This window comes from Paenibacillus sp. PvR133 (genome assembly GCF_017833155.1).
In the GTDB taxonomy this organism is placed as follows: Bacteria; Bacillota; Bacilli; order Paenibacillales; family Paenibacillaceae; genus Paenibacillus; species Paenibacillus polymyxa_B.
The window spans coordinates 5,174,991-5,192,777 of record NZ_JAFIBS010000001.1; the positions used below are offsets into that span (position 1 = coordinate 5,174,991).

Annotated in this window: 17 protein-coding genes; all 17 read right to left on the reverse strand. The window is 45.6% G+C overall.

The window, feature by feature from the left end:
- Nucleotides 1-39 precede the first annotated feature (39 nt).
- The 17 genes from dnaG to floA all read right to left on the reverse strand — a co-directional run bounded on the left by dnaG (nt 40) and on the right by floA (nt 17,760).
- The gene (gene dnaG / locus JOE49_RS22565) at nt 40-1,914 is read right to left on the reverse strand and encodes a DNA primase (protein ID WP_025722118.1); all 1,875 of its coding nucleotides are present in this window, start codon (nt 1,912-1,914) and stop codon (nt 40-42) included.
- Nucleotides 1,907-2,383, reverse strand: coding sequence for a YaiI/YqxD family protein (locus JOE49_RS22570; RefSeq protein WP_013311130.1), 477 nt, complete (start codon nt 2,381-2,383; stop codon nt 1,907-1,909). Before JOE49_RS22570 ends, dnaG begins: the two co-directional genes overlap by 8 nt.
- A 121-nt stretch (nt 2,384-2,504) precedes the next feature.
- Nucleotides 2,505-4,580 (reverse strand): glycine--tRNA ligase subunit beta, encoded by a 2,076-nt coding sequence (gene glyS / locus JOE49_RS22575; protein ID WP_023989479.1) that lies wholly within the window; start codon nt 4,578-4,580, stop codon nt 2,505-2,507.
- Nucleotides 4,573-5,460: a glycine--tRNA ligase subunit alpha gene (glyQ, locus tag JOE49_RS22580; RefSeq protein ID WP_023989480.1), complete on the reverse strand. Its 888-nt coding sequence runs from the start codon at nt 5,458-5,460 to the stop codon at nt 4,573-4,575. The genes glyS and glyQ overlap by 8 nt, the downstream gene beginning before the upstream one ends.
- A 118-nt stretch (nt 5,461-5,578) precedes the next feature.
- Nucleotides 5,579-5,725, reverse strand: a complete 147-nt coding sequence (locus JOE49_RS22585; protein ID WP_155613687.1) for a hypothetical protein — start codon at nt 5,723-5,725, stop codon at nt 5,579-5,581.
- A gap of 138 nt (nt 5,726-5,863) precedes the next feature.
- Nucleotides 5,864-6,616: a DNA repair protein RecO gene (gene recO, locus JOE49_RS22590; RefSeq protein WP_023989481.1), complete on the reverse strand. Its 753-nt coding sequence runs from the start codon at nt 6,614-6,616 to the stop codon at nt 5,864-5,866.
- A 42-nt stretch (nt 6,617-6,658) separates the two neighbouring features.
- Complete coding sequence (locus JOE49_RS22595; protein ID WP_013372137.1) at nt 6,659-6,796, reverse strand: YqzL family protein; 138 nt, start codon at nt 6,794-6,796, stop codon at nt 6,659-6,661.
- A gap of 443 nt (nt 6,797-7,239) precedes the next feature.
- On the reverse strand, nt 7,240-8,142 hold the full coding sequence (era, locus tag JOE49_RS22600) for a GTPase Era (protein ID WP_013311134.1): 903 nt from the start codon (nt 8,140-8,142) through the stop codon (nt 7,240-7,242).
- Between the two features lie 49 nt (nt 8,143-8,191).
- On the reverse strand, nt 8,192-8,566 hold the full coding sequence (locus tag JOE49_RS22605) for a diacylglycerol kinase family protein (RefSeq protein WP_053325783.1): 375 nt from the start codon (nt 8,564-8,566) through the stop codon (nt 8,192-8,194).
- Nucleotides 8,566-9,063: an rRNA maturation RNase YbeY gene (gene ybeY, locus JOE49_RS22610; protein WP_023989485.1), complete on the reverse strand. Its 498-nt coding sequence runs from the start codon at nt 9,061-9,063 to the stop codon at nt 8,566-8,568. Before ybeY ends, JOE49_RS22605 begins: the two co-directional genes overlap by 1 nt.
- Nucleotides 9,064-9,118: 55 nt before the next feature.
- Nucleotides 9,119-11,365, reverse strand: a complete 2,247-nt coding sequence (locus tag JOE49_RS22615) for an HD family phosphohydrolase (RefSeq protein WP_209942901.1) — start codon at nt 11,363-11,365, stop codon at nt 9,119-9,121.
- Between the two features lie 95 nt (nt 11,366-11,460).
- Complete coding sequence (locus tag JOE49_RS22620; RefSeq protein ID WP_013311138.1) at nt 11,461-12,432, reverse strand: PhoH family protein; 972 nt, start codon at nt 12,430-12,432, stop codon at nt 11,461-11,463.
- Between the two features lie 6 nt (nt 12,433-12,438).
- Entirely contained in the window at nt 12,439-13,632 is a 1,194-nt protein-coding gene (yqfD, locus tag JOE49_RS22625; RefSeq protein WP_075154464.1) for a sporulation protein YqfD, read from the reverse strand.
- Nucleotides 13,629-13,922 (reverse strand): sporulation protein YqfC, encoded by a 294-nt coding sequence (gene yqfC, locus JOE49_RS22630; RefSeq protein WP_023989488.1) that lies wholly within the window; start codon nt 13,920-13,922, stop codon nt 13,629-13,631. The genes yqfD and yqfC overlap by 4 nt, the downstream gene beginning before the upstream one ends.
- A gap of 378 nt (nt 13,923-14,300) precedes the next feature.
- The gene (bcaP, locus tag JOE49_RS22635) at nt 14,301-15,710 is read right to left on the reverse strand and encodes a branched-chain amino acid transporter BcaP (RefSeq protein WP_160790003.1); all 1,410 of its coding nucleotides are present in this window, start codon (nt 15,708-15,710) and stop codon (nt 14,301-14,303) included.
- Between the two features lie 419 nt (nt 15,711-16,129).
- Nucleotides 16,130-16,708, reverse strand: coding sequence for a hypothetical protein (locus JOE49_RS22640; protein ID WP_023989490.1), 579 nt, complete (start codon nt 16,706-16,708; stop codon nt 16,130-16,132).
- A 44-nt stretch (nt 16,709-16,752) separates the two neighbouring features.
- The gene (floA, locus tag JOE49_RS22645; RefSeq protein WP_043922497.1) at nt 16,753-17,760 is read right to left on the reverse strand and encodes a flotillin-like protein FloA; all 1,008 of its coding nucleotides are present in this window, start codon (nt 17,758-17,760) and stop codon (nt 16,753-16,755) included.
- Nucleotides 17,761-17,787 lie beyond the last annotated feature (27 nt).

The window sequence follows — 17,787 nt, forward strand, 5'->3', positions numbered from 1 at the left end:
CGACTCCCTCCTCCCTAGAAACATCCGACCTCTGTGTGTTCATTGTCTCTCTAGGGCTATAATCTCACTTGCAATTTGTGCTGCGCGCAAAAAGTCACCCAAGCGCTCAGCGGCTCTCATTTCTTCCCTTTTCAAATCCAGTTGCTCCTGCAATGGAAATTTTCGCACCTGATGAATATAATCATCCAAAATGTGCGGTGCCCATACGCCTGGAGCATCCATCATCATGATCGAACTTACGTTCTTCTCCAGCCGGTCGTCTTGCAAAGATGAAATAAAACGGCTTGTATCTGGTAACTTCCCTTGCGCGTAATAGGCATATAGATAAGCAGCAATTGCTGCATGATCCTCAATATTAAAGGCGTCGCCCAGATGCTTTTCTACATACTCTGCAGCTTCTAAATCCTGCATCATCCAGTGAAGCAGCCTGCGCTCAGCCACATGGTAAGCCGGCAACAGATTAGGTGTGGAGACCTGCCCTTTTTTATGCCTACCATTATTCCACCCATTTTCGTTATTATCCCCAAAGTTCTGTTTTTTTTGCAGGGATTGACGCAGTAAATTGCATTCTTGCTTCAAGGTTTCAAAATCCACCTTGACTTCGGCTGATACTTCGCGCAGATACACTTCCCGCTCAGTCGGGGATGACAGAGGTGCAATGACATTTAATGCTTCGCGGGAATACGCGATTCTTCCTTCTTCCTCTTGCAGTATATGGTTTTTTTTCAGATATATAAGCTTAAATTTCACCGTTGAAACAGCACTTTCGATAATTTGACGCTGGAATCGTTCGCCGCCGTATTGCCGGATAAAATCATCCGGGTCCATACCGTCACTGACCAGCGCTACTTTCACGTGAAGTCCCGCATTTTCCAACAGCGGAAAATTTTTAAGCGCAGCAGCTTGTCCTGCCCGGTCACCATCATAACAAATAATGACCTCATCGCACAGTCCTTTTAACATCGTAGCATGGTGCTCCGTTAGAGCAGTGCCCATGGCGGCCACCCCATTTTGTACGCCAGCTTCCCATGCCGAGATGACATCACCGTAGCCTTCAAAAAGAACACTCTGGCGGAGCTTGCGAATTGAGGTTTTAGCATGATGAAGATTGTACAGCGTTCGGCTCTTGTTGAATAGCTTGGTCTCCGGTGAATTCAAATACTTCGGCTGTCCCTCACCAAGTATACGGCCTGCAAAGGCAATAACTTTTCCGTTGCGATTCCAAATGGGAAACATGATACGATCTCTGAACCGATCCACATATCCATCACCCTCATGCCGGGGAGAAATAAGCCCTCCCTTTTCCATCTCCACGGGATCAAAAGAACGCTTCTCCAGAAACTGAACGATCGTATCCCATCGGTTGGGTGCATAGCCAATTTGAAATTGATCAATGATCTTGTCACTGAATCCCCGTGAACGCAAGTATTCCATCGCTGGTTTGCCGTGCTCCGTATTTTTAAGCAAAAAATGGTACATCTTAGAAGTTAACTCATACGCTTGCAACAGCCTGTCCAACTCAGGATGCTGATGCGATGAATCACGTCCCTGCCATTCGCCGAGCGGGATATGACTTTCTTCTGCCATTGTCCTGACAGCTTCGGGAAAGGATAGTCCTTCGATTTCCATCATAAATTTGATGGCATTGCCTCCCGCGCCGCAGCCGTAGCAGTAAAAAATCTGACGATCCGGTGTCACGGTGAATGAAGGGGTTTTTTCGGAATGAAAAGGACAGAGGCCTTTCATATACTTCCCCTGCTTGGTCAAATGCACGTACTTGCTTACCGTATCTACAATATCATGATGTTGTAAAACCGACTCAATGATATCGTCCGGTATGTTACCTTGTCCGGCACTCATATTAACCACCTTCATCTCTTTAGCACGTAAATATAATTCGATACCGTTACTCATTCTCCTGCAAGCGAAGTAAAAGTTTTGTCAGTTTATGTTGAAAAACTTCACGATCCTCTAATGTAAACGGTTTAGGACCTTTTCCATAACGTCCTTTTTTCCGTTCTTTGGCAGAAGTATGACGTCGGTCAAGCATGAAATCTATCGAATCGTTTCGATACATAGCTCCGCGAAAAGACATCACTTCACAACCTTTTGCCAAGGCAAGTGCAGCAAGACCATAATCATTGGTGGTTACAATATCGCCGCGGCGGATATGATTGGCAATATAGAGATCGGCACTTTGGTCGCTTCGGTCTACTTTAACGATGCTCACGCCTTTGCTGCCCTGAATGAGATGATCATATGAAGATACCATAATAACCTCAATATGAAAACGGGAAGCTATCTCCGCAATTTCACTTTTAACAGGACAAGCGTCCCCGTCAACAACGATCCGCACATCCAGTAAAGTTCCGGTTCCCTCCATGAGCATCCCCCATCTCCATCCGCATTCGAGTAAAATACGGAACGGCTGCAAGATTACTCTTACACCGTTCCGTATATTTATACCCATTTTTTCAAGTTGTTCATACTACCACAACTGACGTTTAAACTACAAGCTTGGAAAAATCGGCAAAACGCTTCAGTTCTGAGTCAATAGCAGCCAGCAATGCCAAACGATTATTACGAACAGCATCATCCTCAGCCATAACCATAACGGAATCAAAGAACGCCGTCACCGCAGGGGTAATGGATGAAGCAAGCGCTAACGCCCGTGTCGCATCACCTTCCTGTAAAGCTACGCTATAAGATTCAAAAGCGCTATACCATGCTTCGTAAAGCGTTTTTTCGCCTTGCTCCGTAAACTCACCTGTATTAACTGACTTATGAACTGCTTTAGCAGCCAGATTACCTACACGATTAAAGGACTCAACTGTTGCTTTGAATACCTCACCTGTTTGTACGGCAGTCATTAACGCAGTTCCGCGGTTAACAACGGAAGCAACATCGTCATATCCAGCTGCAAGTACAGCATCCACAACGTCATAACGAAGTGTCTCAGACAATAGTTTCTTCACGCGTAATCCGAAAAACTCATGTAATTCTTTACGTATTTCATCAGCGGAACGTTTCATATTTCCAAGGTTGCCATGCACCTCGAGCGCGATATTGAACACATCAGACAACGTAGCCGAAAGCTTACGATCCAACAATATCTGCACAATACCTGCTGCCTGGCGACGAAGCGCGTAAGGGTCCTGTGAACCTGTTGGAATAATACCGATAGAGAAGCAGCCTGTAATGGTATCTATCTTGTCTGCGATACTTACAATCGCTCCAGCATTCGTTGAAGGAACCGTTTCTCCTGCATAACGAGGCTGGTAATGCTCAAACACCGCTCTTGCCACTTCTTCCTTCTCTCCAGCCTTACGAGCATAATCCTCACCCATTACACCTTGCAGTTCTGGGAACTCATATACCATTTGTGTTACCAGGTCAAATTTACAAATATCCGCTGCTCGACTAACCGACTCCTGTGTATCTGGAGAAACGCGAAGCTTCTCTGCCAGAGCATCAGCAATACGGCGAATCCGGCGCACTTTGTCTCCAACCGTTCCCAGCTCTTCGTGGAAAACGATACTTTCCAGTTTGGAGAGTGCATCCTTAATTTCCAGCTTCTGATCTTCTTCATAAAAGAATTTGGCATCAGACAGCCGGGCACGCAATACTTTTTCATTCCCTTTAGCAATGACTTCCAGCGATTGACTTCCTCCGTTACGTACCGTAACAAAGTATGGCAATAGCTCTCCTGTGTGATCCAGCACTGGGAAATAGCGTTGATGTTCGCGCATGGAAGTAATGAGTACATCCTTCGGAATGTTCAGGAACGCAGGATCAAAACCTCCGAACAGTACTGTTGGGGTTTCCACCAAATACAGCACTTCTTCCAGCAAATCATCCTTGACCGCAATCGTCCAATCTTTTTCGGCAGCCAGCGCTTCAATCTGCTTTACAATAAGCGATTGACGTTCCTCAATGTCCACAATGACATGCTGCTTGCGAAGCACTTCAACATAGTCAGCTGGACTTTCTACTACGGCATCCTGTCCCAAGAAACGATGCCCTCTTGTCACATTTCCTGACTGCACGCCGGCAATCTCCAAATTAACAATATCGCTACCAAACAAGGCAATCAACCAGCGGATCGGACGAACAAATTTAAAGTCATAACTTGCCCAGCGCATGAATTTAGGGAATGTCATGGCATGTAAAATGTGCAATAAACCTTCGGATAGCACATCCGCTGTTGGTACACCTATGCTGCTCTTAGTTGCGTAAATATATTCCACGCCTCCAAGCTCCTTGAACGTGAACTGTTCAGGATCAACACCTTGGCTGCGAGCAAAGCCTAGTGCAGCCTTGCTCCAGTTACCAGCCTCGTCGAGTGCGATTTTGCGGGAAGGACCTTTAACTTCTTCGTTAATATCTTCTTGCTTCTCCGCTACTTCCTTGACAAGTACCGCCAAACGGCGAGGTGTAGCATAAACCTCTACAGCACCATAAGCAATACGCGAACTGTCAAGCCACGCCGTCATACGCTGCTTCAACTGCTGAATTGCATTCGGGATAAAACGTGCAGGGACTTCTTCCAACCCGATCTCAAACAATAAATCCTTAGACATTTGCCGCACCTCCTTTCTTCAACAGCGGGAAGCCCAGCTTCTCGCGCTCCTCCAGATAGGTCGCAGCCACCTGACGCGCCAAATTACGCACTCGTATAATAAACCCAGTCCGTTCCGTCACACTGATCGCTCCGCGAGCGTCCAGCAAGTTGAACGCATGAGAACATTTCAGCACATAATCATAGGCTGGAAATACAAGATGCTGCGCCATCGCTTTATTTGCCTCTTCTTCGTACATATTAAAAAGAGTAAAGAGCATTTTGACGTCAGATACTTCGAACGTATACTTGGAATGCTCAAATTCAGGCTGGTGGAAGACATCACCGTACGTAATTCCATTGACCCACTCCAAATCGAACACATTCTCCTTGTCCTGGATGTAGGAAGCAAGACGCTCCATACCGTACGTGATTTCTACGGCAACCGGACTGGCATCAATACCGCCCACTTGCTGGAAATAGGTGAATTGGGTAATTTCCATACCGTCCAGCCATACTTCCCAACCTAAGCCCCACGCTCCCAGCGTTGGTGCTTCCCAGTTGTCTTCAACGAAACGAATATCATGCTCCAAAGGGTTAATGCCCAAACGGCTCAAACTCTCCAAATACAATTCCTGAATGTTATCCGGTGAAGGCTTCAAAACTACTTGAAACTGATGATGCTGATACAGGCGGTTCGGGTTCTCACCATAACGTCCGTCTGACGGACGACGAGAAGGCTCAACATAAGCTACGTTCCACGGCTCAGGTCCGATCGAACGTAAATACGTCATCGGGTTCATCGTGCCTGCCCCTTTTTCCGTGTCATACGGCTGTACAATAATACAGTTGTGTTCAGCCCAAAATTGTTGCAGCGTTAAAATCATCTGCTGAAAATTCATTGGTACACGCTCCCTTTCCAATTCCCTCAAATGTTGGTGATTTCTTCTCATTAAGCTCGTATGTACAGGGCTATTTTATCCCAAAAGCCTTGCTAGAGACAGCAAAAAGCCCCCGCCTCTACGCCTGTACAGACGTAGGGACGAGAGCTGACTCCCGCGGTTCCACCCTACTTGATTGCGATCCTACATCACCAATCAGATCGTAATCCTCTTTTCCGTGTCCATTCAGACGCTCCCGAGTGCCTTGTTCACGAAGAATTCCCACTGGGCTTACACCGTCCCCAACTCGCTAATTACAGAGAATACATCCCGCTACTTTCTCGTTCAATGCATCTGCTCCCGAAGGAGATATATAGTAGGATATTACACGTTTTCAGCAATACAGTCAAGAGAATAGGGCGTTTCACATATCGTACTTGTCGAGCTGATCCAAGAAATTGCGGGATTTCAGCTTGACCTCCAACTGCATATCCATGAACTGACGCATGACATGTTTGATCTCCAGCTTTGTGGAGTCCTTTACGTCAATGTTGCCGAGCCGATTCAAATCCATTCTGGCGAACAAGCGCAGCAACTTCAATGTACGTGGAGTCACGCTCAATGCAGCTGGATCATAATGCTTGTAGCTCCGACACAAAACTCCGCCCAGCCTCGGACTGACAAACATATCTTCATCAGCACATTGTTGACCACTTGAAATACATGCATCAAGCTGAGGAGCATATCCGGCCGCCTGCAATATTTTAAATTCATAAATACTCATGACGATCAGCGGATCTTTGCCACTCTCCAGCGCCTCCAAACATGCTTTAAGCTGCTTAAACCAGAACGCGCCTGTTTCCTCATCCTGTAGCACCCGATCGAGTAATTCACAAGCATAAGAAGCGTAAGCAGCTTTAGTAATATCCTCGCGTAATGTATGGTGGGATTGGATGATTTCACCGGCATTCAACGTGCCTAAACCTGTGTTTCGAAAAAAAACGAATTCACCGTACGTAAACGGCTGCGTTAAAGCAGCGTGACGGCTTTTGGACTTTTTTGCACCTCTGACCAGCACGCCTGCTTTGCCTCCGCTTTCGGTGCAAAGCGTAATAATTTTGTTCCCCTCACCGTAATCCATGCTGCGGATGACGATTCCTTCCACCCTGTAAAGCATGCCTCTTCCCCCAAACATTCGCGAAGAAGCCAGTGGCTTGTACTATTCACGGGCTTCTTCATGCTCGTCCGACTCTCCCTCATCCGTGTCTTGCTCCCTTGTCACGGCGCTCTCCCGATATAACAGATACGCACCGACATCTCCAGTCATCGCAAAATACTTCCACGAAAAATCTCGCAATCGTATTCATCCTTTCTTCGGAAATGACGTTTGCATCTCAAAAATAGGATGATGCGAAGAGGGGAGAAGTATGCGATGAAATTAATGGATTACGTTGAAAAAGGCTACTGTATGTAGATTGGAATGCCGCTTCGCAAATGATTTGATCTTACGATCGCTTCTTCAGATTCAAATCCTTCGCTCCGCTACAATGTGCACACAGTTACAATAACTCTTTTAAAAGCACTCCTTATTTCATCACTGGAAGAAAGGGGTAAAAAGAGCAAGAGTTAAGCGCCGCATATGCGCGGCGCTTTGACCAAAAAACTGTTACTTATCTCAGTCATAGAGATCGGGACGGCCTTTTTATGATGCTTACAACAACTATACATATTTATTTAATATCAATTTTTTTAGCCTCAATAAACCCTTGAACTAAAGTGACGTAGAATCAAGTTCTGTTTTTAAGCGTCGCGATGGAAGCCAAGGTCACGAAGGACGCGTTCCTGGTTGCGCCAGTCTTTTTTGACCTTAACCCAAAGTTCCAGGAAAATCTTGGAGCCTAGCAGGTTTTGGATATCCTGGCGGGCCTGTTTGCCCACTTCTTTGAGCATGGCTCCCTGTTTGCCGATAATGATCCCCTTCTGGGAGTCACGCTCTACAAAAATAACAGCCATAATATGCACTACCCCATTATCCTGCACTTTCATGTCTTCAATCATAACCGCAATAGAATGGGGTACTTCCTCACGTGTCATATGCAGAATTTTTTCCCGAACCAGTTCGGAGATGACAAACTGTTCTGGATGGTCGGTAATTTGATCATCCGGATAATATTGCGGACCTTCTGGCAAGTATTTTTGCACCTGCTCCAGCAGGGTGTTTACATTGTTGCCCATTTTGGCCGAGATCGGTATGATTTCTGCAAAGTCGTACAACTTGCGATACTGCTCAATCAGTGGCAACAACGCTTCCGGCTCAATGCGATCAATTTTATTCAGCACCAAGATAACTGGCGTTTTTACTTGTTTAAGCTGTTCCGCAATAAAACGGTCGCCACCGCCTAGACCCTCAGCAGCGTCAATAAGAAAAAGCACCGCTTCTACTTCACCCAACGTATTAAAAGCAGTCTGATTCATGTAATCGCCTAATTTTGACTGGCGCTTATGAATCCCCGGTGTATCCAAAAATACAATTTGTGTGTCCTCTGTAGTAAATACGCCGTGAATTTTGTTGCGTGTAGTTTGCGGCTTGTCCGACATAATGGCAATCTTCTGCCCAATGACATGGTTCATCAGTGTTGATTTTCCGACATTGGGTCTGCCAACAATTGCGACAAAGCCTGATTTAAAGTGTTTCTTAGCCATTTCATTTCCTCCAGCGCGATTAAGCACCTATTTTATTTTGGTTTTTCCATTAAAACAGCGAACTAATTAACGTTAACATAGGCCTATAAAACACAAATATACCAATAATTACAGCAAAAACCGCTGCCAGGAGCACGGCTCCGGCGGCGGTGTCTTTAGCCGCTTTGGCCAGCGGATGAATATCAGGTGAGATGAGATCCACCGCTGCTTCAACAGCGGTGTTGAACAGTTCGGCTACAATGACTATAGCGATAGCCACGCAGACGAATAACCAGTCGAGCCGGGAGATGTGCAGAGTTAAGCCTGCTACAATGACAAAGAGCGCCATGACCACATGTATCCGCATATTTACTTGCGTACGCAGAGCGTACATCACGCCTTCTGCCGCATAGCGAAAGGTCATTCTCCAAGGCTGACGTCTCATTACCTTGTCAACCCCGCTTGAGCCAGTACAGCTTCCTGTTTGCCCATCATTTCAGCTTCACTCACATCATCCTGATGATCATAGCCTAACAGATGCAGAAAGCCGTGAACAAACAAAAAACCGATTTCACGCTCAATCGAATGTCCGTATTCTTCGCTCTGAGCTTGCGCTGTCTGTACAGAGATTATAATATCCCCCAGAACATCCGGTACATCATTCATTGAAGTTTCTTCATTCGGTTCGTAAATAATTTCAAGCTCTTCATCCAGTGTCTCCTTCATAGCAAAAGACAACACGTCGGTGGGACGATCAATTCCCCGATAGTCCCTGTTCAACTCATGAATTTGCTCATCATTAACGAAGGTAAGGGCTACCTCACCGTCTGTGACTCCTTCCACTTTGCCTGCCTCCTCCAATAAGGTGTTCAGCAACGTAATCAAGGATTCGTTAATTACCATATCGTTTTGTTCATTATTCCAAGCTAATTGAAGGCCCATGCCAACCGCTCCTTTTAATTCTAGTGCTCTAACCGTGCTTCGTGCACAAGTTATATTAAGCTTTTCCGTTTTCAGACTTGGGCCTTTCCTCTGGATACTCAATACGGGAATGGAAAATCCCCATTACTGTTTCCTTGAGGGTTTGAGCCACGATATCAAGCTCCCGCATGGTCAGCTCACAGTCGTTAAATTGGTGATCATCAAGACGGCTCTTAATAATTTTCTCAATCATGGATTCTACCTGTTCCACCGTCGGCTTCCGTAAGGAACGAACTGCTGCCTCCACACTATCAGCAATTCCCACCACAGCAGACTCTTTAGACTGAGCCTTCGGTCCCGGATAACGGAAATCATCCTCCGTGAAGTCAGGCTCTACCCCTCGCTCTTCAGCCTCACGCAACGCCTTGTGATAAAAATAGTGCAAGAATGTCGTTCCGTGGTGCTGCTCGGCAATATCGCGAATTGGCTTGGGTAGCTTGTAATCCAATTGCATTTCCACCCCGTCACGAGCATGGGCGATAATGATGGATTTGCTCAGCTTGGGCTCTATTGTATCATGTGGATTTTCCAACCCATTTTGATTTTCAATGAAGTACGAAGGCCTCTTGGTTTTACCAATATCATGATAATACGAACCAACCCGGCACAACAAGCCGTTTGCTCCTATAGCCTCCGCTGCGGCCTCTGACAGATTACCCACCATTACACTATGATGATACGTTCCCGGTGTCTCCGTAAGCAGCTTGCGGAGCAAGGGATGGTTGGGATTCGACAGCTCAACAAGCTTCAGTGCCGACAAGATACCAAAGGTAGACTCAAAAAATGGCATTAGCCCAATAACAAGTATTGCTGTTATCAGACCGCCTGCAAAAGCAAAAGCTACCCCATAGAGCGTCGTCGTTTGAGTCCAATTCCCTTGGTCAATCAGTGCCAGAGAAAAAACAGACAGGGCCCCGAACAGGCATACCATGATCGCCCCTTTGAACAGTGTTGAACGCTGGCTGGCTCGATGGGTAGAGAAAATCGCTGCCAGACAGACCACAAGAGCAAAAAACCCAAAATTAAAGTCAAAAATTTGTCCCTGACGGACATTCAAAATAACACTTGCCAATATACTGAATATAACGGCACATACGAAAGCCAACGACATATCAAGCAACAGCGTTACGAGCATAGCTCCAAGCGCGATAGGCGCCAGATAGCCGAGATAGGAACGTTCACTGTTCTGCAGTATGGAAATTAACATCATTGCTCCCACTGTAATCACAAAGATTAATACTAGCATGAGCAACTGCGCATTATTATACTTGAAGTTTCGTGTTCGTGATTGGAATTGACGAATATACATAAACAAGCCCAACGCAAGCATCATAGACATCATCAGTAGACCAAATTGTGGCCAATAATTGATTTTATCCTTGAGCAATTCATTTTCATCAAGCAGTGTATAGATTTCCTGGGTAATAATCTCACCCTTCTTGACGAGTACTTCACCCTGTTTAATGTAAACTGTCGGTGTATCTTCACGAGCCTGTACCTTGGCGTCCTTCGTAGCTGTATCATCATAAAACTTGTTGGCGGTAATCACAAGCCTTGCAAGTTCCTGAACAACCTCCCGTGAGGTACGTTTGGTAAGCGAGCTTGTACTAACCCGCTCAGCTACCTTGGCTCGAGCTGTCTGGGCATCCGTAATTTGATCATTCATCAACCCTGTCACAATCTCACGGGCAACAGGCCGCATTTCAGCAATATCCTCAGATGTAAGGCGCGGAATTTTAATAAATGTCTCCTCTGGAATTCGGTACGTTTGCTCTTTCGTTTTTTCCAGCACTTCATCCAGCAACTTATCTGGGTAGGCATCCGCATTACGGCTGTTATTCACAAAATTTTGCACAAATTCCCGTGCACGTTGCGGAATCTCATCCTTATAAATCGAAATCTTATCTGCTCTGGAAACCTGATCATCCTGATTGAGCCGTTCAATTCGATCCAAAATACCAGTAATCAGGTTATCGTTGCGAACTGGCACAATGGTATACATGGGCTGCACACGTTCAGCTGATTCCTCTTGAGCCTTCAAAGTCGCCTTACTGTTAGGAAGCTGCATCGGGGCGACAATTTCCTTTTCACTCGGTTGATTTACCCGAATGTCATAACGCTCGGGAAGCAGCTTGGATGCAAAGCCTACATAAAAAAGAACCACCAAAAATAAAAACAGAAGATAGCGTGTCGCCACGCTATACTTCCATCCATTCATTCTATGCTGGAACGTTTTCCCTTTAGATAATTCCTTCGAGGTCATCTAAAACAATCCCTCTCCATCATCTTTTTCAAGGCAGCTACACTGCTCATTTTATACTTTTTCTGATCGTACACACCATACTCGTGATTGAATGGCTATCCATGATTTTCGGCAATACGGTCATAAGCAACAATGATTTTTTGAACTAGGGAATGACGGACAACATCCTCTTCTGCAAACTGGACAAAGCCTATTTCTTCAATCCCTTGTAAAATCGCATTCGCTTCAATCAGACCGGATTTTTTGCCACGAGGCAAATCAATTTGCGTAACATCGCCGGTAATGACCATTTTGGAGCCGAAACCAAGTCGAGTCAAAAACATTTTCATTTGCTCGGGTGTGGTGTTTTGCGCTTCGTCCAAAATAATAAATGAATCATCCAGCGTACGTCCCCGCATATAAGCCAAAGGAGCAATTTCTATTAACCCGCGCTCCAGTGCCTTTGCAGTCTGCTCTGGGCCCATCACATCGTATAGGGCATCATACAATGGGCGTAAATACGGATCAACCTTTTCCTGCAAATCCCCTGGTAAAAAACCTAAATTCTCCCCTGCTTCGACCGCAGGACGAGTCAGTACAATGCGCTTGACTGAACCTTCCTTCAGGGCAGCTACAGCCAGCACTACAGCCAGATAGGTTTTACCCGTACCCGCCGGGCCAATTCCAAATACAATATCGCGTTTCTTAATCGTGGTTACATAGTGCTTTTGTCCAATCGTTTTGACGCGAATCGGTTTCCCCCGGAACGTCGTCGTAATTTCACCCTTGAACAAATCGAGCAGCTGATCAGCGCGCAAATCTTTTGCCAATTCAATCGCATAATGGACGTCCCTTTCGGTCAGTATATACCCATTGCGAATTAACTGGAGTAATACATCGAACAATTGTTCGAGCACTTCCACCTCGTGAGCATTACCAAAAACATTAACTTCTGCCTCACGAGATGCTATTTTTGCTGGAATAGCGGCTTCGATTAATTTTAAAAAGGAATCCTGCGGGCCAAATAACGCCTGTCCTTCTCCCGCATTGTTCAATGCAATTTGTATGCTGCGTTGTTGTTCTGCCAAATAGCCTCATTCTCCTTGGTTATGAACTAACGGAAGTTCTTCCGCAATATCCTGCTCCACTTCAAAAAGCACTTTCATATAAACTTTACCATTCTCTCTCTTCTCATGCAAAATTTTTTGGCTCATTATTTTCGTTCCTTTGCCGTATTTAGCTAAAATATCAGCTCGCGCGCCTTCTATTCCTGACATTTTCGCTTCTGCTTCCGTAAGCTTCTGCTCTTGTATCTTTGTCTCCCTCACACTTTCAGTCATCCAACCCATCGGAAGTTTGAAGGAACGCCAAGTTAGCGGATCATGTTCAACTGTTGTTTTATGTGTAGAATAAGGTATTTTCCCATATCCCCACAATTGTATCGCACGATTGCCTAACACCAGATACAAGCGGTCGTGACTGTTACCTGTATACGTGCTGCTGCGTTGCACCGTAGGACTGCTAATTTCGTATTCATGCCATACAAGACCCTTAACCTCTCCTTTGGCTACGACCTGCTGCTGATTCTCCTCATCTCCAAGCGTTCCCGAGATGAGGATGGCTCCTTTTTTGACACGTGTATTTTTATGCACGACAGGACGACCCTGCTCGGCAAAAATCTCAGTGACTACCGCGTCTGCCTTACTGATGATATGACGTGGGCTGTAGAGCGGCGCAGGGGTAGGCTGTGAAGCTTCAACAACCTGAATCGTTACCAAAGTACCCTGCTTTTCCACACCGATCCAGGATGCCTCTGGAAGCTTCTGCATGAGCGCACGGGAAAGCTTGTCTTGACTGGAAAGACGAAAGCTCCATTGAAACGGATACAGCCCCTCCTGTCGGGCGGCTTTGAGAACGGAGTCCGTCGAGAGCTTATCATTCCCCTTCACTTCAATGTCCCAGATAAGCGAAGACATCAGCAGGAGACCTATCCAGAACAAAGCCAATCCAGCCATAAAAAATTTACGTTTGGCAAGTCGTATAACAGTAAAGGGAAGCCCTTGCCGCTTCAGAACATGCATTTTACAGCCTGTCCTTCTCAAAAGCGGGCGTAGGAGGAAGACGTGCGGCAGCAGAAGGTTCATTTCTGCATGTCTAGTACCCATCGACCGCACGTTCCAAACAGGTATATGGTGATCGGTGAGTAAATTAATGAAAGCTTCCACACTTTCGCCCTTGACAGCAAGGGTAACCGTGCCACGCAGCATTGCTAAAGCAGGATGTTTCACGAGCCTTCCTCCGTTCCTTCCATTTGGATATCTGTTATATGTCCCTCCACACTTACCTGCTCTGGCAGAATAGACGTAATGACTAAATCATGGCCGGACACCCTCAGCCTGCCTTTCTCAAGTGCAAGTACGAGCTGATTCGGTGTGAAATCCACCACGCCCCGGTGATTCTCCACATAAAGCTGGCGGCTGCCGATGAGGGTTAACCGCGGCAGGTCAAATAGAATGTCCTGCGGAAGCTCCAGCGTCTCGCTGGCCCACTTTCGCAGTTTGCGGCTCATCCGGCTCATACGGCGAAATCTCCTTTCCTGTCATCAAAACATCTGTTATCCAACGGCTAATGTTGTTTTGATGACAGCACGCTGCTATTTTTTCATCTTCTGTTATTGCCATTCGGTACCCATAGATGTTTCATGGCAGCTACGCTGCTGGCTTTTCATCTTATATTCTTATTATCAGTGAACGCCATTACACCAGCGCCACAGATATCTGTACTGTACATTTTATGATCCAGTCCCCGCATTTATGAGGCTAAACTTACAATTCGCAGCAGCTGCTATATTGCAGAGGAAAAAGATGTGTCCTTTTAAAATTCAAACAAAAAAGACAGCCTCGTTTTCATATCGAAAACAAGGTTGTCTTTTTTTGATTTTCATTAGATGACACGGTTATTTTTCGGTATCTCGATTCAAAAGAGAGTTTTTTCTAGAGTATAAGAAGTAAACAGCCATACCAATGACAAGCCAAATAATAAAGCGAATAAATGTCTGACCATTCAAATTAAGAATGAGCACCCCACATGAAACGATAGCCAGGATCGGAATATACGGAACTCCAGGACATCGGAAGGCCCTTGGCAAGTCAGGTTGTGTTTTTCTCATAACGATGACGGCGACCGAAATCAGAATAAATGCTGACAAGGTTCCAATGTTCACTAAACTTGCTAACTCATCCAGCGGGATCAGCCCACCCATTAATGCAGATAAAGTACCAAAAAACAACGTGTTAATGTAGGGCGTTTTATATTTGGAATGAACCTTGGATAATATTTTGGGGACTAAGCCGTCACGTGACATAGCAAACATAATACGGGTTTGACCATAGAGCATAACCAGCATGACCGTTGTCATCCCTAAGATGGCTCCTATATCTACAATACCCGCAACCCAGTTCTGGCCCGCAACCTGCAATACCAATGACACTGGATGAGAGATACCTTCAAATTGCATAAACGGTACTATACCCGTCATAATCGCGCTAACAATGACATACAAAAACGTACAAATAACGAGTGAGAAAATAATGCCTCGCGGTAAATCACGGGCGGGATTTTTGGTTTCTTCAGCCGCTGATGAAACAGCATCAAAACCAATAAAAGCAAAAAACACAAGTGCTGCGGCTCCAAACACCCCACTGAACCCAAACGGCATAAATGGTGTCCAATTATCTGGCTTCACATATTTAAAAGCAACGATGATAAATAATAAAATAACAATAATCTTTACAATTACCATGAAGTTGTTTATCCGTTTTGATTCTTTTATCCCAAAATAAAGCAAGAACGTGATACCCATCAAAATTAAAAAAGCTGGGAGATTAAAATAAGTAGTTTGGTCTTTTAAAGTCCCCGGTGCGGCAGTGAATTCAAGCGGAATGTGAAGGCCAATTCCATTCAAAAATGATACAAAGTAACCCGACCAACCTGCGGAAACGGCGCTGGCTGCCAGCATGTATTCCAAAATTAAATCCCATCCAATAATAAAGGCCAATAGCTCCCCCATCGTAGCATATGTAAAAGTGTAAACAGAACCGGATACTGGAACGGTGGATGCAAACTCCGCATAAGCCAATGCCGCGAATAAACAGGCGAGTCCCGCAATCACAAAAGAAAGTACCAAGCCTGGACCAGCCGTAACTGCTCCCGTACCTGTCAACACAAATATCCCCGTTCCGATAATGGCTCCAATCCCAAGCATCGTTAAATCAAACGCACCCAGTTCCCTTTTGAGTGCTTTTTCCCCCCGCGTAGCGGCAATCAACTGATCAATGCTCTTCTTTCTGAACAAGCTATTTCCCATCTATCCCATCCTCCTAGAAATTAATTTTCCATTTTTATAATCTTGTTTTATCACCTCGATATAAATCAAATTTTAGATAAATTTGGAGTAAATTTCATAAGTATCTATCATTGAGAACATTATATATAAAAAAGAAAAAATGAAAACTGCTTTTGGAAAGCTCCATTCATATTGTTACATTTGATCATTTTTCACGAATATATTTTCATAAACGAGACCCTAAATTAGACAAAATGCCACCATTTTAGATGACAACAAATGTGAGAAACCTAGGGCGCACAAGGGATTATCACATTCGTTGTCAGGTAATTAGAGCATTTGTCGTTAATTCATTTTTTATTCTGAGCATGCTTATGTATTCCTAAAGCTCACAAAAAAAGATCCGCCACAGCCAAAGCCGTGACGGATCCACTATCATTTTAACGTCTTCCTCCACCCATATAGCGCTTGGAACGCGGAGGACCTAATATTTCTGCCCAAATCACACCTCTGCGCAGATCAGCCGTATCCACCGTATTACGGTCTTGCGAAGCTATCTCTGGCGCATCTGTAATTTCCCCTGACTCCCTCGCGTTGGATATACGATCGAGACGGGCTAAAACCAATCTGCGTTCTTCTTCCATAGCACGGATCCGATCCTCTAGAGTCGAACCGTTATCTAATGAATCCCGGTCCATCCGTTCTTCCGTTTCTGACCGATCGCCCACTTCTTCTATACGACGAGCTTCCATAACCACCCGTCGTTCATTAGGAAATTGACGTTGCAACTCCCCAGCAACATCCTGTTGGCGCTGCTCTTGCCCATGTTCCGTTGTGAAGGGTCTGGATGACGTCGAGGGCCCACGAGAACCATGATCACCACCAAAGGTGGGCATACCTTTTCGTGGCGGAGATTTCCGCCCTGTGCCTTGGATGCTTTTCCCCAAAAAGGACACCAAAGCAAAGCCAATCACGATCAGGATATACAAATGTTCAAAGATCCAGCTGATAAAGTTCATTACTCACCACCTAGCTGCCGTAATTCATCGGCTATGTCCCGTTATTAATCCCGGTTCTTGTTATCATTCCCCGAGTTCTCATTCGGTTTGCCTAAGGAGCCACGCATTTGCGTATCCGCCTCAATATTTTTCAAATTCATATAGTCCATGACGCCAAGTTTCCCGCCACGCAGTGCTTCAGCCATTGCCAGCGGCACTTCGGATTCGGATTCCACCACACGTGCTCTCATTTCTACGACACGTGCCTTCATTTCCTGCTCCTGCGCTACAGCCATCGCACGCCGCTCTTCTGCTTTTGCCTGCGCAATACGTTTGTCGGCTTCCGCCTGCTCTGTTTGCAGAAAAGCACCGATGTTTTTACCTACATCAACGTCCGCAATATCAATGGACAAGATTTCAAATGCTGTCCCGGCATCCAAACCTTTGGACAATACAGTTCTCGAAATTGAATCCGGATTCTCCAGCACGTCCTTATGCGAATTACTGGAACCTACGGTTGTAACGATACCTTCACCGACCCGTGCAATAATCGTTTCTTCTCCGGCACCCCCGACGAGTCGATCAATGTTGGCACGCACGGTAACACGAGCTTTAACCTTCACTTCGATACCATCCTTGGCGACCGCTGCAACAGTAGGTGTCTCAATAACACGCGGATTAACGCTCATTTGGACCGCTTGCAGAACATCCCGTCCCGCAAGGTCAATCGCTGCCGCACGTTCAAATTCAAGCGGAATGTTAGCACGCTGGGCAGCAATCAACGCATTGATCACTCGGTCTACATTCCCTCCTGCGAGAAAATGGCTTTCCAGCTGGTTAATGTTCAATCCCAGACCCGCCTTGGTTGCCTTAATGAGCGGATTGACAATTCGGCTTGGCGTGACGCGCCGTAACCGCATAGCTACCAGCGTAATGATGCCAATACGCACACCCGAAGCCAATGCTGAAATCCACAGCATCACCGGGAAGAAACTGAAAAATACGCTCAATACAATAATCACTACAACGGCAATCAGCAAAACGCTGACAATACCCGATTCGAACACTCGCATCATCCTCCATTAATCTAATTCTTTGTT

Coding starts and splice junctions, on each gene's coding strand:
- JOE49_RS22605 (WP_053325783.1), bottom strand. CDS start 8,566: ATGAGACGTCAGCCTTGGAGAATGACCTTTCGCTATGCGGCAGAAGGC.
- era (WP_013311134.1), bottom strand. CDS start 8,142: ATGGCTAAGAAACACTTTAAATCAGGCTTTGTCGCAATTGTTGGCAGA.
- floA (WP_043922497.1), bottom strand. CDS start 17,760: ATGCGAGTGTTCGAATCGGGTATTGTCAGCGTTTTGCTGATTGCCGTT.
- JOE49_RS22615 (WP_209942901.1), bottom strand. CDS start 11,365: ATGACCTCGAAGGAATTATCTAAAGGGAAAACGTTCCAGCATAGAATG.
- glyS (WP_023989479.1), bottom strand. CDS start 4,580: ATGTCTAAGGATTTATTGTTTGAGATCGGGTTGGAAGAAGTCCCTGCA.
- bcaP (WP_160790003.1), bottom strand. CDS start 15,710: ATGGGAAATAGCTTGTTCAGAAAGAAGAGCATTGATCAGTTGATTGCC.
- dnaG (WP_025722118.1), bottom strand. CDS start 1,914: ATGAGTAACGGTATCGAATTATATTTACGTGCTAAAGAGATGAAGGTG.
- JOE49_RS22640 (WP_023989490.1), bottom strand. CDS start 16,708: ATGAACTTTATCAGCTGGATCTTTGAACATTTGTATATCCTGATCGTG.
- glyQ (WP_023989480.1), bottom strand. CDS start 5,460: ATGAATTTTCAGCAGATGATTTTAACGCTGCAACAATTTTGGGCTGAA.
- ybeY (WP_023989485.1), bottom strand. CDS start 9,063: ATGGGCCTTCAATTAGCTTGGAATAATGAACAAAACGATATGGTAATT.
- recO (WP_023989481.1), bottom strand. CDS start 6,616: ATGCTTTACAGGGTGGAAGGAATCGTCATCCGCAGCATGGATTACGGT.
- JOE49_RS22570 (WP_013311130.1), bottom strand. CDS start 2,383: ATGGAGGGAACCGGAACTTTACTGGATGTGCGGATCGTTGTTGACGGG.
- yqfC (WP_023989488.1), bottom strand. CDS start 13,922: ATGAGCCGGATGAGCCGCAAACTGCGAAAGTGGGCCAGCGAGACGCTG.